The sequence below is a fragment of the Mucilaginibacter sp. NFR10 genome (assembly GCF_900100445.1).
Classification (GTDB): Bacteria; Bacteroidota; Bacteroidia; order Sphingobacteriales; family Sphingobacteriaceae; genus Mucilaginibacter; species Mucilaginibacter rubeus.
On the sequence record NZ_FMTV01000007.1, the window covers coordinates 156,738 to 175,271 of the forward strand.

An 18,534-nucleotide genomic window follows, 5' to 3' on the forward strand; every position below is an offset into this window, starting at 1 on the left:
CGTCAAATCAAAACAAAACTAAACATTTATAGTAAATGCATTTTCCCGTTTAGCGCGGTTACGCAGCTTAAAGAAAATGACAAGGTTTAGGAAATGCATACCGCCCAATATTAAAATTATCCAGCCCACTTTATAACTCAGTACCTCAACCACTACCTGCATACTGGCAATATTGCCATACTCCTTTAAGGCCAGGCTCATATAGCCTATATTTACCAGGTAAAAGCCTACTACAAGCAGCTTGTTCACAGAATCGGCCAGTTCACTGTTGCCGTGAAAAATATCCACTAAAAATATACGCCCGTTTTTAAACAGCACTTTGGCCACCCATACTGTTAATGCTACACTTGCCAACAGGTAAATAACATAGGTTAAAATAAAGTAGTTCATAATGTTAAAGATTTAGTTATTATTAATTATTTAGAATTTTCAGTAAAAATTGAAATTTATTTATAAAAAAATTTATTTAAACACTTTCAATATCGAACCAAAAAACCAGTTCTCTTCGGCCTTGAGCATGGTATCAAGTGTTTTGTTCACGTTGTTAGCCAGCTTATTTATATCAGTAACCGTGGTTTTAAATGTTTTATAAGCCGGATCTTTTGCATCGCCATTCACTCCGGCAAGTTGATCAAGTATCTTAATGATTGGTGTAAGCTCGCGCTTTTTACGTTCTTCGGCAACACGGCGGGCAATAGTCCACACATCTTTCTCTGCGTAAAAAAACTCCTTACGCTCACCTGTTTTATGCTGCTTTTCAACCAAACCCCAATCAATGAGGTCGCGCAGGGTCATATTGGCATTACCGCGTGATATACTTAATTCGGTCATCACTTCTTCAGTGGTCAAAGCCTCCGGCGAGATCATCAGCAAAGCATGTACCTGGGCCATGGTGCGGTTAATCCCCCACTCCGACCCTAGCTTACCCCAGGCCTCAATGAACTTTAACTTTGCCTCTGCCAATTCCATGCACAAATATAAACAAGTTTTTAAACTTTCAAAAAAAAATGAAAATTTAGGTTAAAGGTTAAAGGTTAAAGGTTAAAGGTTAAAGGTTAAAGGGCAATGCACTTTCACTTGCTTTGTTTAAAAAGGTAAAATAAATATCCACCAGTTTTATTAACCTGTTTACTGAAAACACCTTGCCTCTTGCCACGCTCAATTGGAATTTTTATACTGTAAATTTTACACGGGTTAACCGGTAGGCTCCTGGTCAGCATCGCCAGGCCGGTGTTATCAGTTAATAATTACCGAATGTTGATTGTATAATTTAGATTGCTGATATTGCCTGAGTGGAAAATGTTAAAATTGTCACCATAAATACATGGAAATGTGATGGTGAGTATCGGGTGCGCATGGGCATACTTGCCAAACAACTTAAACAATTAAAACCTCATGTTATAGCTTGCCAGGAATGTTTTTACAGCGAAGAAGCAAATGCCGATACCCTGAAATTTTTGGCTGCCGAATTAAATATGAACTACTGTTTTTTACCCGGCCGATCGAAAAAACGCCTGTTTGAAGGCAGGGTGGTTGACAGTACGTCGGGCCTGGGCATATTATCAGTTTACCCGGTTACCGAAACCGGGAGTTTTGATTTACCCGTAGTAGCCGAAGATAACGACCGTAAAGCTTTCCGGGCAAACGTAAACCTGCCATCGGGAAAAATAGTTACTGTTACCACTACCCATCTTACACACCTGGGCCAGCATAAAGGCATAAGAAAAGCCCAGGCCGAAGCCCTCGCGGGTTTTGTTACTGAGGAAAGCCCAAAGCCATACCACATTATTTGCGGCGACTTTAATGCTACACCCGATTCGGAAGCGGTTATGGCTTTCCGGGAATTATCTAAAGCTGTTGACTGTTATACCGAAGGTAATGGTGCAGAACCGAGATACAGCCTTACGGACGCCTATTACAAAGCCAACAAACAGGTATGTGTTGACCAGATCTTTACTTTGCCCTTCCCTGATACGGATAATTACCCGCGGTTTATCGATTCGGCAGTGGTATTAAACGTGCCTGATGAAGAAACCGGCTTGTACCCGAGCGATCATTTCGGCATCACCACAACACTTGTAATAAATTGACTATACACAACCTGCCGTCAATCGGTAATTTTGCCATTCAAAATATAGCGGTTCAAACAATCCGCCCTTTTCATCCATAAAAAACCACCATGGGCAAGCTATTTTATGTTATCGGCGCATCCGGAGCAGGCAAAGACACCTTGATGAATTACGCCCGCAAGCAAATTAACGGATCGGAAAATGTGGTATTTGCGCACCGGTATATCACCCGGCCCCCATTTTCTGGCAATGAGAACCACGTTAGCTTAACCAATGAGGAATTTGCATTGAGGAGCAAAGCCGGGATGTTTGCTTTAAGCTGGGGCAGCCACGATAAATACTATGGCATAGGCCAGGAAATAAACAACTGGCTTAATAAAGGCTTTAATGTGGTGGTTAACGGATCGCGCGAGTACCTGCCTGTTGCGCAGCGGCTCTACCCCGATCTGATAGTGATATTAGTAACGGCGAGCCCCGAAGCTATTGCAAGTCGCCTGGTTGGGCGCGGCCGGGAAAACACTGAAGAAATAGCCAATCGTATAGCCCGCACTGCCGAACTCAATACCAATCTCGAAAACTGCATCGAAATACAAAATGACGGTGCTATTGAACTTGCCGGGAACGAACTGGTAAACCTGATCTCGGTAACAGAAAAACAACTGGCTTAAACCTGCTTTCAATATGTGATGAAAACTATTGATGGTTCAATACGCCCGAAAGATTACTGCGTTGATAATTGAGTAGATATTTTGGTTTTTTTTAAACGCAACCCATAAAATAACGAAATATACTGAAAAAGGGGTATTTCAAGGTGATAATATTAACGCTATTTTTAGAAAATATTTAGAAAAGTATTTAAATATCGAACCTAAACCCTATCAATATAAATTAGCCATCTGCCCTGAACAGCAAATGGCTTTTTTGTTTATATACAAATCTCAAATAATTGTTGCCAGCTATCGCAAGGTAGCATAATTATAAAACTGCAACCTGCCATTCCCCTGGATGGTAATGGTTTTGGTTTCAGTTGCGCCCTGGGCATTTTTGAGGGTAATACGTACCTGGTTATCTCCTTTTTGCAAAGGGATCCGTGCATAAGAAATATAAGCCGGCAGACTTTGCCAGTTACGGGTATCTGCTTTTTCGGATAGTAAGCTGTAAAGCTGAATGCCGTAACCAAGTCCTTCCAATAACCCGTTGGTTTTGCCATCACTTTTGGCAGCTGCACGTATCGAATATTCGGCTATCTTCTTCACCGCAAGGCGCGACAGGATCCCGCTCATCTCTTTTAATGCACGCTGCTGCAAAGTTTTAAATGCCAGCTCATTAATATCTTCAGCTTTTATCAATGACGCATCCTGGTTATTAACCGAGATACTTGCACTTGAATAATATGGCGTTTGCGCAACATATTTAGGAAATGCGACCCGTAGGCTTTCAACCGACTTGGTGTTTACCCTGTTCCTGTCACCGTCGTAATTAAAGGGAATTACCAGGCCTCCGGCAGCATCGGTAAAAAACAAGTCGCCGTTGCTGTTACGGATCAGGCTAAAAAACAGGTCGACCTGTGTTTTTACCGGGGCAAGGCCGTTCTCCCAAAAAAATATCAGTTCACCGCCTTCCGATGGTTTTACAGGTTCATATTTAATGCCAAAGGTTGTTTCAAACTGGTCAGCTTCAGTTGTAAAGCCGTTCAGCTTTGCCGTGCGGATCACATCTTCTTCTAGTTCAACGGGCATTGGGGTACCGTAATAAGTTTTATCAGGACTTTTAAGATAGATCTCCGCCGCGTTCCTATATGATATAAATGCATTGTTTACATCGTTGTTACTTTCATACAACATCCCCTGCAACGTCAGCGAAAATGCGTCGTTTGAGTAACGGCTGTCTTTATTATTATACTTATCGCCCTGTTCCTGAGCCTGTAGAGTAATGCGGCGGGCTTCAACAATAGCATCCTCTGTTTTATTCAGGTACAAATAATTGAGCGCCTTATAATAATGGATCATGAACTTTTCAAAATCCTCCCCTTTATACCTTTGCGATGCTGAATTAAGCAAAACGCCAACAGCGGCGTCAGATGCGCTGGTCAAACCTTCATCAAGCAACTGATCTGCCTGGTTAAAGTAGTTGTTACTATTTTCGTACTCGCCTTTTAAATGGCAGATCCTCCCCTTCTCCATCAGGTACAGGAGCTTATTTCGGGGCTTTTGAATCAGGCTGTTATTATCAAGCTCCTTCTCGGCCTGTGGATAGTTACCGGCCGATACATTTTTGTAATAAGGAGCAACACTTTGATTATAGGTTGAACACGCCGATAAAAAAAGCATCAGCCCGATAAAAGAAAATACCCGGAGAATATGCGTACGTAAGTTGATCATTATTAAATGCAAACTGCCCCAAACACAGGCGTACCATGTTCAGGGCAATGATGTTTACCAGCTTTAGTTTTTAACGTATTTGGCAATTTTCTTTTCGCCTATCCAAACCACTTCATTTGTCTGAATGTTGGTAAGCTCCAGATTTACCTGGTAGTAAACAACTTTTTGGCGTTTGTGCGAATCAACTATTGAATTGATTGAGCCCTGCAGTATATAATCGGCACCGTTTTCCAGGCCAAATTTTTTCATGCTTGATACCGTAGCGTTTGTTTGCTGATCGGCCTTTTCGGCACGTAACTCATCACGTTTTTTACCGCCCTGCACCAAACGTACTTTTTGCGATTGGATGAATGAGCTCTCAATATCGGTTAAGAATGTTTCGGCATCAATATGTTCGTGGCTTTTGTTTTGGACAAAGCCAACTATAACTACCGGGCGTTTACCCTGGTGCTCGTTAAGGTGAGTATCTATCCAGTTAGCACCTAAAATTTTGCCGGTAAGCTCATCGGCTGCCATTCGTGCATCACTGTTATTCCAGTTGCCGCTAACATCAATAGTTTGGTCGGTGCTAACGCGTGTAACCTGCCTTGAACATGAGGCTATAAAAATCCCTGAAACTGCTATTGCAGCAACTGTTAAAATCCTGTTAAATTTCATTTGTAGTATATTATAAATTATGATGTGTTAGATTGAATGCTGCTTAATTTTTACCAGCCAAAACCGATACCGATGCTTGTACGGCCGCCCCAGCGACCACCATAATAGCCGCCCCAGCGGTTGCCCCATCCATAGTTTAAAAATGGCGAATAAGAGTAGCCGCCATATAAGCCCCATGACGGTGAATAATCATAATATCCGTTCATGCGTTCCTCATGCCGCCACGCGCGGTTTTGACGGCGGCGTTCCAGTTTGGCTTCATACCAATCGTAAGCTTTGTAAGTATTTTGTATGGTTACCCCGTGCAGGCTGTTCAGGGTATCGGCAACCCTGATATATTTTGCCTGGCTTTCCATGTAGCGTGGATTTTGATCGGCAACCAGCGATGCAGTTTCCTGGGCCTTTACGGTGCCGCTAAACAAACCGCCTAAAAGCATCAAGCCTATCATAAAGATATTCCTTTTCATTGCGCTTAATTTTATAAGTAAAGTTACGTAAAATGCAGTCTAAATATTACACCGGCGCCGGGCATAAACCGTTAAATTATGTTAATCGGGAGCATTTTTACTTAATTATGAATTGCAGTAGCATTATACAGTTTTTTTCACCATGAAAATGGTCGGTACAACTGTCACTATCGGTCATGGTGGCGCGTCATAATGATATATTTAATACATTTATATAAAGCTAAAAACTGAACGCACAAAGCCAAAAACTTAACATTCTGTTTATTAACATTATATAATTATTTTATGTAAATTAATTATTAGACGCTCTATCATATCATGAAAAAATCAACCTATACCCTGTTTATTATTGGCTTTGCCGCAATACTGTCTGCCTCCGTTGCCAAAGCGCAAACCAAGGCCTTTAAACCCAAAGACCAGCAGTTATTTAACACCATCGCACACATGGACAGTGTAATGTTCAACGCCTTTAACAGCCGTAATTTAGAAGTGATGAAAACGCTGTTTGCGCCCGATGTTGAATTTTATAACGATGGTAAGGGCTTAACCGGTTATGAAGGCACCATGGCCGGCTTTAAAGGAATTTTTGAAAACAAACAAGCCGCCGACCTGCGCCGCGACCTGCTTAAAGAAACGCTTGAGGTTTACCCCATGCCCGGCTTTGGCGCTATTGAAATGGGTACGCATCGTTTCACACATACCGAAAACGGCCAACCGGTAATCGGTCTGATGAAATTTGTACACATTTGGCAGTATAAGGACGGGCAATGGAAAGTGACGAGGGTGGTAAGTGTAGGACATTAATTATGCTAACAGATCTGTTAAATGTTTTCAATCCCTATTTAAGCGCGGGGCTTTCGCAATATAACCCGCCGGTTCAGGCATTCGTGCTTGAGCCGGCAATCGCCCCATTTTTAATTAATATCTAATCACCAAGCCTCAAATTTCTTCAATACGAACTCACATTGCTATAGTCAACATTTGTAATCCCGCTATAATCAGGCACAAACGTATTTTCGCTGCTGATGGCCATATCAAACTCAAACGATGCCGGATAAGGTGTGTTTAACAAACTGCCTTTGGGGATGTAAGGGAACAGCTCACCATAAGTCAGGATCTGGCTGTGGTTAACACGGCGGTAAATATACATGCGGTGCAGGTCGCACGGTTTGCTTAAACCGGCGGCACCTATCATTTGAATGGCGCTGCCCACGGTTTGCCGGTGGAAATTAGCCACACGTACTTTTTTATCATCCACTACGAGGCCTTTCATCAGGCTTTTATCCTGTGTAGCCACACCGGTTGGACAGGTGTTCGTGTTGCATTCCAGCGCCTGGATGCAGCCAAGGGCGAACATCATGCCACGGGCACTGTTGCACATATCGGCGCCGAGGGCAAAATTTTTGACCAGGTCAAAACCCGTGGCTACTTTTCCTGATGCTATAAGCTTGATATGTTTTTTAAGATCGAACCCGGTCAGCGCATCATAAACAAAAGCCAAAGCCTCGCGCAGCGGCATCCCTACCGAGTTACTGAACTCAAGCGGGGCAGCGCCGGTGCCGCCTTCTCCCCCATCAACAGTAATAAAATCAGGAGTAATGCCTGTTTTGACCATGGCCTTGCAAATAGCTAAAAACTCGCTTTTATGACCAACACACAATTTAAACCCGATTGGCTTGCCGCCTGAAAGATCCCGAAGCTTTTGAATAAATACCATCAGCTCCAATGGATTGGTGAATGCGGTATGGTATGGCGGTGAAACCACATCCTCCCCCATCTCTACCAGCCTGATCCGCGCAATTTCAGGAGTGACCTTGGCAGCAGGCAATATCCCCCCATGACCAGGCTTTGCCCCTTGCGACAGCTTGATCTCGATCATTTTCACTTGTGGCAGCACCGCGCGTTCGGCAAAGGCATCGTAGTTCATAGTACCATCCTTATGGCGGCAACTGAAATAGCCGGTGCCTATTTGCCAAATGATATCGCCGCCTGGTTGTAAGTGGTAATCACTCAATCCACCTTCGCCGGTGTTATGGGCAAAGTTATCCAGTTTTGCACCGCCGTTAAGGGCCAGGATAGCGTTCATACTCAACGAACCAAAACTCATAGCCGAAATATTGAATACGCTGGCCATATAAGGCTGCGTACAGGCAGCCCCGCCAACCTTTACACGGGGATCCATATTTAATTGATGGTGATCAATAGCGGCGATGCTGTGGTTAAGCCATTCGTAGCCGTTATCATATACATCAAGCTCGGTACCAAAGGGACGGGTGTCATCAACCTTTTTGGCTCGCTGGTAAATTACACTCCTGTTTTGACGGTTAAAGGGTGTACCGTTGGTATCGCTTTCAATAAAGTACTGGTATATTTTAGGCCTAAGTTCTTCCATCAAATACCTCAGGTGGCCAAACACCGGGTAATTGCGCACAATGCTATGCTTAGGCTGCACCATATCATAAAAACCGATAAGATATATAGGTCCAATGAACAAGAACGACCATGCAGCGGGTGGCCAGATGACGGTCCACAAGGCAAGCATACTGAATATGATAAAGAACGAAACAACGAAGAGCTTTCTCATGGATAGTTAATTTTATATGAAGCGGCTATTAAGTTTGATAAAAATAGATTTATAATTTAAACAATAGGGCAAATTTGTGGTTAAGAAACTTACTCAATGTCGTTTTAAAGTCACAAAGTAAAAATACATGTTTAAACATCTATTTTTGTACTTATCTTTGTATCAACAAAAAAGAAATAAAAATCATGGCAACAGAAACAGCAACAAAATGGGTTATTGACCCTATGCACTCAGAAGTACAATTTAAAGTTAAACACCTGGTTATTTCAACCGTGAGTGGTTTTTTCAAAAGCTTTAACGGTGAGTTATTAACTGATAATGATGATTTTGAAAATGCTGAAATTGATTTCTCTTTAGATATCAACAGCATTGACACCAATCAGACACAACGCGACGAGCACTTAAAATCAGCCGAATTTTTTGACGCTGAAAAATATCCTCAGATCACTTTCAAATCAACTTCATTCACCAAAACTGATGATGAAGAATATGAATTGAAAGGCAACCTGACCATTAAAGATCAAACCAAACCGGTAACCCTCGACGTAGAATTTGGTGGCTCGGCTGCTGACTTTTATGGCAACACCAAAGCTGGTTTCGAGATCAGCGGCAAAATTAACCGTAAAGATTTCGGTTTAACCTGGGATGGTGTAACCGAAGCAGGTTCAATTGTAGTTGGCGAAGACATTAAATTGTTGATCAACATCCAGTTCACTAAACAAGCTTAATTGTTTTAATACTGTTGCTGTGTTTTAACTTTTAAAATGCCGCTGTTGTTAAAGGATCCAAACAACACGGCATTATTGAAACAGCAAAACAGGTTAAAATTTAAATAGCAAAGCCATTCTGATTTAATCGGAATGGCTTTGTTTGTTATGAACCAACCAAACTTACGAAGTTTTAAAAACTGCTATGTAGAAAAGCACAGCTGACAAGAGTGAGATTTTGTCTTCACATAAAGATATAATTTATTTTCAGTAATAAAAAAAGTCTCAAACTGCTATGTGCGATCTTATGCCGCAAGTAATTGTATGGAATAAAAAAGGGGTACGAATACTTCGTAATGTAATTAATTACCGTTTTTAAACTGCGTTTTCCCCTTTGTGTTTTTTCGAGCTGTAATTTATTATTACTGAATCTGTTTTAATAATTTTACGATGCTGTAAGAAACGGAAGCGGCTCTGCTGAGGAGCAACCAGCCAGGGATATTACAGCCGGATAATGCATATCAGCCAGGCATGGGCACATACAGTTCAGTGCCTGGCTGTTTATTTATATGCTGTTCTGCGATGCCTGAAGAAAACCTTTCCGCTTTCAGAGCCTTCATTTTTTGGTATTCCTGTTGCTTTTGCTTCAGATAATCTTCCTGGTAAGGTTTTCCGCTTATGGCCACGCCTTTGGCGATCATGGCCAGTTTACGGGCTACTTTAACAATCGCCTTTTTGCTGTCTTTTCCGGCATGTTTGCTGTAATAGGCAAACATGCTGCGGGACTTACTAATCGCTTTCCAGGAAGCCTCTATCAGCAATGGGCGCAAATGGCTGTTGCAGCGGGGCTGCATCCCTTTGGTTTTAACCGTATCGCCCGAACTATCTTCCCATGGGCATAAACCAAGGTAACTGGAATATTTATCGGCGTCATCGAAACGACTGAAATCTGCCAGCTCGGCAATTAAACCCATCGCTGTAATACTCCCGATGCCAGGGACGGAAAGCAGGCTTTCATAAGTTTGTTTATGCAGGATCAGGATCTCCGTACGTAATGATTTGGTAATCCTGTATAATTGCTCCCGCTGATATTTTAAATCTGCTATATATTGCTGCAATGTTAGCGTACCTGCCATGCTGCTCAATTCGATGGCTAACCAATCCAAAACCTTAACGGATAAAAACCCGGTTGTTGATACTGTTTCCGGTATCACTATACTATGATACATCAGAAAACTTTTGAGCTTATTATTGCTTCGCACTATGTCAGCTACTTTACTCTGACGTAATCGGAACAGGCCCCGCAATTCCTGCTGGTCACGGCTCAATACATGAATGCCATGTAAATTGCCCCGCTCAAGGTGTTCGGCAATAGCACGACTGTCATGCAGGTCTGTTTTATTCTTCTTTTGTTTGTCTGTCACCGGGATATCAGCGGCATGCAAAAGGATATTATTGATCCCCAGTTTACAAAGCTCCTCATGAGCGTAAGTGCCGCAAAAGCCGGCCTCATATGCTGAATGATAGTGCCCACCTGGAAAGTTTCGCTGTAAATAATCATACAAACCTTCGGCACCCGGAGGCTGCGTGAAGTGACCTACCTGAATACCCAGGCTTCGGATCGTTACTGACCATGATCGCTTGTGAACATCAAGTCCAACATAAAAATCCTGACCGCTAAAGTCATTTTGTTTTTGCAAATTTGTTCTTGGCATAGCGCAGCTTTTTAATTGTTAATCATTGCGAAACTTAAAGTTATCGCTTAAAATTAAAATTTCGGCCCTCCGTAAAGGGGGATGACCGCAGCTCCTGCGCTATGCTTTTCTTACATAATTACTTCGTAAGTTTTCCGCATTACAGTATAAATCATCGCAAACACATGATTTAAAGCGCGTTTAAGCCTCATTTTTAAACTAAGTAGCCTTATATTTGTTCTTATACTTATGCTAATTAAAATATATCCCGAAAACCCTAATCCAAAGGCTATTGAGCAGGTGGTGGAGGTGTTAAAAAAAGGCGGCCTCATCATATACCCTACCGATACCATTTATGGTTTGGGTTGTGACATTACCAACCACCGCGCTATTGAGGCCATTTGTAAGATCAGGAACATCAAACCCGAAAAAGCAAACTTCTCATTTATTTGCTATGATCTGAGCCATATTTCTGATTACATCAAACCGATTGACAATACTACTTTTCGCGTGCTCAAGAAAGCGTTGCCGGGGCCATTTACATTCATATTCAATGCCAGTCATATGGTGCCCAAAATGCTCAGCTCCAACAAAAAAACGGTTGGTATCAGGGTACCCGATAATAATATAGCGCGTGAAATTGTGCGTGTGTTAGGGAACCCTATCCTATCAACCTCAATAAGGGATGACGATGATATTATAGAATACTCTACCGATCCGGAACTGATCCACGAGAAATATGAAGATCTGGTGGATATTGTGATCGATGGCGGTTATGGCGATAACATCCCATCAACCATAGTTGATTGCACCACCGGCGACTTTGATATTGTGCGTGAAGGTAAAGGCGATTTGGAGTTGTATTTGTAGTTTTAATTATTATCACCCGTCATTGCGAGGTACGAAGCAATCCCAAACTTTACAGAGATACTTGCATAGCTGCTCTGCTAATCGGGGATTGCTTCGTACCTTATAATGACGTGGTTGTAAGTTATTGATTATTAAGTATATTTTTCTTGATGGATTTTATAACATGGGCGTTGCCTGTGGCTCGGGCTTTCCGTTGCAAGTCCTCGCCTTTCCTGCCCGCAACCCCTTTGCGCGCTCCGGGCTTTACACTGCAATCCCTAACGCGGCCCACGCGCAACACCGTTAAAATATATTTTACATGTCATTACATTTTTTTCAAGGCTTCCCTAATGGATACTCGCAATGACGTGATGGAAAATGGACTTACGGCCTTATCCCCTTAACAAACCCATCAATCTTATCCATATACCCCTCCTCGCCTAAAAGCTTCACAAATTTGCTGCCTATAATTGCCCCATTGGCATAATTACATGCTTTGGCAAAGCTGCTGCTATCAGTAATCCCAAAACCAATAATTGTCGGATTCTTTAGCTTCATCGCGGTAATGCGTTTGTAATATTCTTCTACACTATCACTCAGTTTCAGGTTATAGCCGGTTATTGTCGATGACGACAGCAGGTAAATAAAGCTGTTGCTCAGTTCATCAATTTTGCGGATGCGCTCTTCGGATGTTTGCGGGGTTACCAGGAATATGTTGCTCAGGCCGTTATCGATAAAATATGACGAGTACATTTTTTCATATTCATAGATCGGCAGATCGGGTACAATAATACCATCAACACCTATCTCAGCAGCCTTTTTACAAAACCGTTCAACACCATACTGTGCAATGGGATTAAAATAGCCCATGAGCAAAATAGGAATACTTACCCTGCTGCGTAGTTCGGCAAGCTCTTCAAACAAAACTTTAAGGCTCATGCCATTTTCCAATGCTACCTCTGAGCTATGCTGAATAGTCGGGCCATCAGCTACGGGATCAGAATAAGGAAAACCGATCTCCAGAAAATCAGCACCTGATTTTTCAAGGGCTTCGGCAATATCAACTGTAGTGTTCAGCGCTGGGTAACCGGCGGTAAAGTATATAGATAACAGGTTATTTTTTTTTGATGCAAAAAGTTTGTTTAAACGGTTCATTGTATTTTATTTGTCTATGGACGATAGACCATAGTCCATGGTTTTATTTTTTATTGTTGATTTTTTTCACGGATCAGCCATGGTCTATAGACCATCAACTATAAACCAATTAGTACCCAAAATAATTAATATACGTATCCAGGTCCTTATCTCCCCTGCCTGAAATACAGATCACCACATTATCGTTGGCCTCAAACTTCATTTTCTCTAACTGGGCCAAAGCATGGGCTGTTTCAATAGCCGGGATAATCCCTTCCAGCTGACAGCAAAGTAAACCTGCCTGCAAAGCCTCCTCATCGGTAATACTTACATATTGCCCGCGGCCGGTTTTAAACAAATGTGCGTGCTGCGGCCCTATACCCGGATAATCCAGTCCCGCCGAAATTGAATAAGGCTCAACCACCTGTCCGTCTTCGGTTTGCATCAATATGGTGCGACTGCCATGCAGCACCCCTTCATCGCCCAAAGCTGTTGTAGCGGCAGATTCACCACTATTTACGCCTTTACCTGCAGCCTCAACAGCTACCAGTTTCACAGCCTCATCCTCTATAAAATGATAGAACATCCCCATAGCGTTGCTACCCCCGCCTACACAGGCCATCACATATTGCGGTAACTCCTTGCCGGTTTGCTCAAGCAACTGAGCCTTTGTTTCCTGCGATATGATAGCCTGAAAACGGGCCACAATATCCGGGTATGGATACGGGCCAACCACCGAACCGATGATATAATGCGTATCAACCGGGTTGCCTATCCAATCGCGCAGGGCCTCATTGGTGGCATCTTTGAGCGTTTTACTGCCAGATGTGGCGGGTACAACCTTAGCGCCCAGCATTTTCATACGGGCCACGTTTGGCGCCTGCCTTACCATGTCAATTTCGCCCATGTAAACAACGCATTCAATATTCATGAGCGCGCATACGGTAGCGGTTGCCACCCCATGCTGACCTGCGCCGGTTTCGGCAATAATACGCTTTTTACCCAGGCGTTTTGCTAACAGGATCTGCCCTATGGCGTTATTGATCTTATGTGAGCCGGTATGGTTCAGGTCCTCGCGTTTAAAGAAGATATTAGCGCCATATTTTTCCGAATACCTTTTGGCATGATATAACGGAGAAGGCCGGCCGACGTAGTTTTTAAGCAGATCATCAAACTCGGCTTTAAAATCATCGTCATTTATGATATTGAGGTATTGCTCCCTTAATTCCTCTACGTTAGGGTACAACATTTCGGGGATATATGCTCCCCCAAAATCGCCATAATAACCTTGTTCGTTAACTCCGTATTTCATCTGTTGTGTTTTATTTTTGATGATTTTAAATGCCTCTTTTAATTTTTCGATATTCTTCAAGCCGGGCTCATTTTCAAACCTGCTGTTAAGGTCAACCCCATAAAATTGGGAATGTGTGATGTTTTTAACCTCTTTTATATTTTCAAGCCCCACCCCTCCTGATAAAAAGAAGGGAATGTCCAGTTTATATTGATCAAGAATAGCCCAGTCAAAAGTTTTGCCTGAGCCTCCATATTCTTTTGTTTTGGTATCGAACAGGAAAAGATCGACATTGTTGGCATAATCTTTTAACTGTTCAAAATCAAAATCTTCGTTAATACCAAAAGCTTTGATCACGGTTACCCTACCTTTAAAAGCAGCGCAAAATTCCGGACTTTCATCACCATGCAACTGAACCGCGTTAAAGCCATATTCAGTGACCAGGCGATCAATATTTTCAGAGCTTTCATTTACGAAAACACCCGTTTTTTGGATAGAGGCGGGTATAGTTTGCAACGCATCTGTCGCCAGGTTTGCCATATAGCGTGGCGATTTGCCATATAAAATAAAGCCTACATAGTCGGGCTGTAAAGCAGCAACCGCATTAATATTTTCAGGATGTTTTAAACCGCAAACCTTTATTTTCATGGTTTAGTTTTGTAATAAAGTATTAAAACTCCTCAGCGCTTTTTTGCTTAACAATGCTTCTTCGGCTTCATAAAAACAATCACCAAAAGTTTTTTCAGGGCCGATGGTTTTAATGGCCAGCGCGGCGTTAGCCAGTACCACGTTATTTTGGGCTGGGGTACCTTCGCCTTTAAGCACCGAACTAAATATGGCTGCCGAAGCTGTCACAGTATCGCCGCCGATGATTTCTTTAGGATCAAGCTTTTCAAATCCAAGGTCTTCGACACTGTTGATCTTTTCACCATCTGCCGAAAAGGTCTTAAAATCGCAGGTTAATGAGATTTCGTCATAGCCTTCCAGGGCGTTTATGATAGTATATTTTGTAGTTGATTTTTGGTAAAGGTAAGCGTATACCCGGGCAAGCTCCAGGTTAAACACCCCTACCAATTGATTATCGGGCTTCGCCGGGTTAACCAGAGGCCCCAGCATGTTGAAGAAGGTTTTAACACCCAGTTCCCTGCGGATGGGCGCAACGGTTTTCATAGCCGGGTGAAACAATGGCGCGTGCAGAAAACAGATATTAGCTTCCTCGGCACTCCGTTTCAGCTTGTCAATATCGTTGGTAAACTGGTAACCCAGGTACTCCATCACATTTGATGAACCGCAGCCCGATGATACCCCATAGTTACCATGCTTGGCCACCTTATACCCCGCACCCGCAACAACAAATGAAGCAAGCGTTGAAATGTTAAAAGTATCCTTACCATCGCCTCCGGTACCGCAAAGGTCAATGAGGCCATCGGTTTCCAGGTTAACGGGCAGACAAAGTTCCAGCATGGCATCGCGAAAGCCTTCCAGTTCTTCAACGGTAATGCTTCGCATACAATAGGCTGTCATGAAAGCTGCCATTTGCGCGTTATTGTACTTACCCTGCGCAATATTGATCAAAATGCCTTTTGATTGTTCCCTGCTAAAGGTTTTGTGTTCAAAAAGATGATTAAGTATCTGTTTCATTTGCTTGCCCCCCGGCCCCCTAAAGGGGGAGTTGGTATAGTTTAATTGTTTTTTTCGCCCTCCCTACAAATCACTCCCCCTTTAGGGGGCTTTGGGGGAAGAGGCATAAAAAAAGGGTTGCCGTATGGCAACCCTTTTGAATATATCTTTTAAACAAACATGGAATTGCCTTACGATTACTCGTTAAGCCACCACCAATTGTTGTTTAATTTTGTCATTGTTACTTGTTGGCACAAATATGTAAATAGTTTTTATAAAAACAAACAGAACAGTACATTTATTGAATTATTGATTTACTGAATTATTGATTTAGCTACTAAATTAGTAGAAGATCAGAGTAAACTGTAAACATTTTCTAAAAATCGATAATTCAATAACTCATAATTCAGTAATTAGCTCCATGGCTATACATAAAGAGAAAATTAATCCCGAAGATGATCTTGGTTTTGGTACCCAGCCGGTTATTAAAAGCCAGCCGGTTATAAATAAGGATGGCACTATCAATGTAAAACGTACCGGCCTTCCGTTTTTTACTACATCAAACAACTACCACTCGCTCATTACCATGAGCTGGCGCAAGTTTTGGTTCATTGTTTTTAGCTGCTATTTTATAGTAAACATTATTTTCGCGTTTATTTATTTTTCCTTGGGTCCTGATGTGCTTGACGGCAAAAGCGGCAATACCGATTTCGACCGCTTTATGGACGCCTTCTTTTTTTCGGCACAAACTATTTCAACCGTGGGCTATGGCCATATCAGTCCCAGGGGCATGATTCCCAATACCATCGCCGCGCTCGAATCAATGATGGGCCTGCTGGCCTTTGCTTTGGCAACCGGTTTACTTTACGGTCGTTTTTCGCGCCCCTCGGCCAAGATCACGTATAGCCGCAATGTGCTTATCGCGCCCTATCGCGACGGTGGTAAAGGTTTGATGTTTCGCCTGGCCAACGAACGCAGAAATATCCTCATCGACCTGGAAATGGAAGTAGTTTTCAGCTATAACGACGAGGAAAACGGCAAAACCGTACGTAAATTCTTCCAGCTCGAACTGGAACGAACCCGGGTTAGTATCTTAACCCTGAACTGGACAGTAGTTCATCCGCTTGATGAAAACAGCCCGATTAAAGATATCACACCCGAAGAGCTTGAACGCAGGCAAGCCGGCCTTTCGGTAATCCTGAAAACTTTCGACGATACCTTTTCGCAAACCGTCCATTCGCGTACTTCATACCAATACGACGATTTTGTATGGGACGCTAAATTTAAACCAGCCTTTGAGCGCGACGAAACAGGCCGCGTTGTATTGGATTTGAGCAGGATCAGCGCATATGATATCATTCATTAAGTCATTGCGTCATTAAGTCATTTTTTTTGCAGCGTAAGTGCAATGACTCAATGACCTAATGAATGAATGAATGAATGACTAACGAAGAAGCGGGTCCCGTTCTTTGGTAAAATGCTTATAAACCATTTTATCTAAAAATGCCGGTATAAATTTACTCAGGGCTACAGTAAGTTTGCCCTGGCCGGTGAGGGTTAATGTGCGGACCCGGTTTTCAATGCCATCAACAATATGTTTGGCTACCTCATCGCTGCTCATCATTTTTTGTTCTTCGAGGGTGCTCTCGCCTTGCTGTTTACCTTCGCTGTTCAAAGCGGTGTTGCGTATGTTTGATGCCGTAAAGCCAGGGCAGGCTGTTAATACATGTACCCCTGTTTTAAGGTTTTCGATCCTTAATGAATCTAAAAAGCCGTTCATGGCAAATTTTGATGCCGAGTAACCTGAACGACCGGGCAAACCTTTATACCCCGCTATAGATGATACACCTACTATACTGCCTTTGGTTTTAGTAATTTCGGGCAGTGCATATTTGATGCAGTTAACCATTCCCCAAAAATTAACGTCCATCACCTGTTTCAGCACATCCACTTTTACATCCTTAAACAGGGCGCGCATAGTGATGCCTGCGTTGTTGATCAATACGTCAATTTTATCAAAAGTAATAAGGGTTTGTTTAATAAGCTGAGCGCAATCATCTTCATTGGTTACATCACACTGTATAGCTAATGCTTTGATTTTATATTCCCGCTCCAACTGTTCGGTAAGCTGGCAAAGGGTAACATATTGCCTTGCCGCCAGTACCACATTGGCGCCGCGTTTAGCACATTCATAAGCAAGTGATTTCCCGATGCCCGACGAAGCACCAGTGATGATTACAATCTTATCATTTAACTTCATACGAAGGAGGAATTAGCTGGGGGATGCCTTCCACCTTAAGTTCGGGCACCTTAAATAAATATTTGGACGCGAAGATAATCATCGCCCCATAATATTCTTTAATGTGTGCCCAGCTAAATTTAACCTTATTTTGGATGTTAAAATTGATGATATATGTTTTGGGGAAATAGTAGTTCTTAAACCCGGCAAGCCTGATCCGATATGAATAATCGATATCATAACCATAGGTATGAAAACGCTCATCCATTATTCCTACCTGGTTAAGCGCCTCTTTCCGCAGCAGCATAAACGCACCGTTGATGATATCCGATTCGGAGGTTTGAAACTCTTCAACCCAGTCTTTACTTTGCGGGCTGGTAAGCCTTGATTTTGAAAAGTGTTTTGCCAGGCCGGTTAGCTTGAAAAAGGTTTCCCAGGGCTTTTTGAACCCGCGTTTTGATTCTTTTAAAAATTTACCTTCAGGAGTTATCATACGTACCCCCAAACCACCGGCGTCGGTATGCAGATCCATAAACTCAAGAGCCTTTTCTATGGTCTTCTTGCCTGTAATAGTATCCGCATTGACCAGTAAAACATACTCGCCTGTAGCCAGTTTAAGTGCATGGTTATATGCCCGGGCCATACCCTCGTTTTTATCGTTGGCTATTATCTTTACATCCGGAAATTCAGTATTTAACATGGCTATCGACTTATCAGCCGAAGCATTGTCGACCACAAAAACCTCGTGACTAATGTCCTGGGCAGCCCTGACCGCTGCATTCAGGGCAATTCTGAGCAGGTTGCAGGTATTATGGCTAACAACAACTATAGATAGTTTCATG

The 18,534-nt window shown here is 42.6% G+C and carries 18 protein-coding genes; 6 read left to right on the plus strand and 12 right to left on the minus strand.

Going from position 1 to position 18,534, the window contains the following annotated elements; all coding sequences use genetic code 11:
- Nucleotides 1-18: 18 nt before the first annotated feature.
- A complete protein-coding gene (locus BLP33_RS21665; protein WP_090533053.1) occupies nt 19-390 on the minus strand; it encodes a hypothetical protein in 372 nt (123 codons plus the stop codon).
- A 72-nt stretch (nt 391-462) separates the two neighbouring features.
- Nucleotides 463-969 carry a GbsR/MarR family transcriptional regulator gene (locus BLP33_RS21670; protein ID WP_090533055.1) on the minus strand — a complete coding sequence of 169 codons (507 nt, stop codon included), beginning with the start codon at nt 967-969 and terminating at the stop codon, nt 463-465.
- 323 nt (nt 970-1,292) lie between these two features.
- Here BLP33_RS21670 and BLP33_RS21675 point away from each other — a divergent pair, with 323 nt between their 5' ends.
- Nucleotides 1,293-2,090: an endonuclease/exonuclease/phosphatase family protein gene (locus BLP33_RS21675; protein WP_090533057.1), complete on the plus strand. Its 798-nt coding sequence runs from the start codon at nt 1,293-1,295 to the stop codon at nt 2,088-2,090.
- A gap of 89 nt (nt 2,091-2,179) precedes the next feature.
- Nucleotides 2,180-2,737: a phosphonate metabolism protein/1,5-bisphosphokinase (PRPP-forming) PhnN gene (gene phnN / locus BLP33_RS21680; RefSeq protein ID WP_090533059.1), complete on the plus strand. Its 558-nt coding sequence runs from the start codon at nt 2,180-2,182 to the stop codon at nt 2,735-2,737.
- A 288-nt stretch (nt 2,738-3,025) separates the two neighbouring features.
- Here phnN and BLP33_RS21685 read toward each other — a convergent pair whose 3' ends face one another.
- From BLP33_RS21685 to BLP33_RS21695, 3 genes are all read right to left on the minus strand, one after another.
- The gene (locus BLP33_RS21685) at nt 3,026-4,450 is read right to left on the minus strand and encodes a COG3014 family protein (RefSeq protein WP_090533061.1); all 1,425 of its coding nucleotides are present in this window, start codon (nt 4,448-4,450) and stop codon (nt 3,026-3,028) included.
- A gap of 63 nt (nt 4,451-4,513) precedes the next feature.
- Nucleotides 4,514-5,107, minus strand: a complete 594-nt coding sequence (locus tag BLP33_RS21690) for a penicillin-binding protein activator LpoB (protein WP_090533063.1) — start codon at nt 5,105-5,107, stop codon at nt 4,514-4,516.
- A gap of 50 nt (nt 5,108-5,157) precedes the next feature.
- Complete coding sequence (locus BLP33_RS21695; RefSeq protein WP_090533065.1) at nt 5,158-5,574, minus strand: hypothetical protein; 417 nt, start codon at nt 5,572-5,574, stop codon at nt 5,158-5,160.
- Nucleotides 5,575-5,892: 318 nt separating this feature from the next.
- Here BLP33_RS21695 and BLP33_RS21700 point away from each other — a divergent pair, with 318 nt between their 5' ends.
- Nucleotides 5,893-6,378 (plus strand): nuclear transport factor 2 family protein, encoded by a 486-nt coding sequence (locus BLP33_RS21700; RefSeq protein WP_090533067.1) that lies wholly within the window; start codon nt 5,893-5,895, stop codon nt 6,376-6,378.
- Nucleotides 6,379-6,523: 145 nt separating this feature from the next.
- Here the strand turns inward: BLP33_RS21700 and BLP33_RS21705 are convergent, their stop codons facing one another.
- Nucleotides 6,524-8,158 (minus strand): FMN-binding glutamate synthase family protein, encoded by a 1,635-nt coding sequence (locus BLP33_RS21705; protein ID WP_090533069.1) that lies wholly within the window; start codon nt 8,156-8,158, stop codon nt 6,524-6,526.
- A 185-nt stretch (nt 8,159-8,343) separates the two neighbouring features.
- Between BLP33_RS21705 and BLP33_RS21710 the strand changes: the two genes are divergently transcribed.
- Entirely contained in the window at nt 8,344-8,886 is a 543-nt protein-coding gene (locus tag BLP33_RS21710; RefSeq protein ID WP_090533071.1) for a YceI family protein, read from the plus strand.
- Nucleotides 8,887-9,386: 500 nt separating this feature from the next.
- On the opposite strand, the gene BLP33_RS21715 is transcribed toward BLP33_RS21710, so the two are convergent.
- Complete coding sequence (locus BLP33_RS21715; protein ID WP_090533073.1) at nt 9,387-10,580, minus strand: IS110 family RNA-guided transposase; 1,194 nt, start codon at nt 10,578-10,580, stop codon at nt 9,387-9,389.
- 228 nt (nt 10,581-10,808) lie between these two features.
- Between BLP33_RS21715 and BLP33_RS21720 the strand changes: the two genes are divergently transcribed.
- Complete coding sequence (locus BLP33_RS21720; RefSeq protein ID WP_090533076.1) at nt 10,809-11,429, plus strand: L-threonylcarbamoyladenylate synthase; 621 nt, start codon at nt 10,809-10,811, stop codon at nt 11,427-11,429.
- Between the two features lie 363 nt (nt 11,430-11,792).
- On the opposite strand, the gene trpA is transcribed toward BLP33_RS21720, so the two are convergent.
- The 3 genes from trpA to trpD all read right to left on the minus strand — a co-directional run bounded on the left by trpA (nt 11,793) and on the right by trpD (nt 15,474).
- On the minus strand, nt 11,793-12,563 hold the full coding sequence (trpA, locus tag BLP33_RS21725; RefSeq protein ID WP_090533078.1) for a tryptophan synthase subunit alpha: 771 nt from the start codon (nt 12,561-12,563) through the stop codon (nt 11,793-11,795).
- Nucleotides 12,564-12,672: 109 nt separating this feature from the next.
- On the minus strand, nt 12,673-14,481 hold the full coding sequence (locus tag BLP33_RS21730; RefSeq protein WP_090533080.1) for a bifunctional phosphoribosylanthranilate isomerase/tryptophan synthase subunit beta: 1,809 nt from the start codon (nt 14,479-14,481) through the stop codon (nt 12,673-12,675).
- A gap of 3 nt (nt 14,482-14,484) precedes the next feature.
- Entirely contained in the window at nt 14,485-15,474 is a 990-nt protein-coding gene (gene trpD / locus BLP33_RS21735; RefSeq protein ID WP_090533082.1) for an anthranilate phosphoribosyltransferase, read from the minus strand.
- A gap of 400 nt (nt 15,475-15,874) precedes the next feature.
- Between trpD and BLP33_RS21740 the strand changes: the two genes are divergently transcribed.
- The gene (locus BLP33_RS21740) at nt 15,875-16,819 is read left to right on the plus strand and encodes an ion channel (RefSeq protein ID WP_090533084.1); all 945 of its coding nucleotides are present in this window, start codon (nt 15,875-15,877) and stop codon (nt 16,817-16,819) included.
- A gap of 78 nt (nt 16,820-16,897) precedes the next feature.
- Here the strand turns inward: BLP33_RS21740 and BLP33_RS21745 are convergent, their stop codons facing one another.
- Both BLP33_RS21745 and BLP33_RS21750 read right to left on the minus strand, forming a co-directional pair.
- Complete coding sequence (locus tag BLP33_RS21745) at nt 16,898-17,713, minus strand: SDR family oxidoreductase (protein WP_090533085.1); 816 nt, start codon at nt 17,711-17,713, stop codon at nt 16,898-16,900.
- Complete coding sequence (locus tag BLP33_RS21750) at nt 17,700-18,533, minus strand: glycosyltransferase family 2 protein (protein ID WP_090533087.1); 834 nt, start codon at nt 18,531-18,533, stop codon at nt 17,700-17,702. The genes BLP33_RS21745 and BLP33_RS21750 overlap by 14 nt, the downstream gene beginning before the upstream one ends.
- Between the last annotated feature and the right edge of the window lies 1 nt (nt 18,534).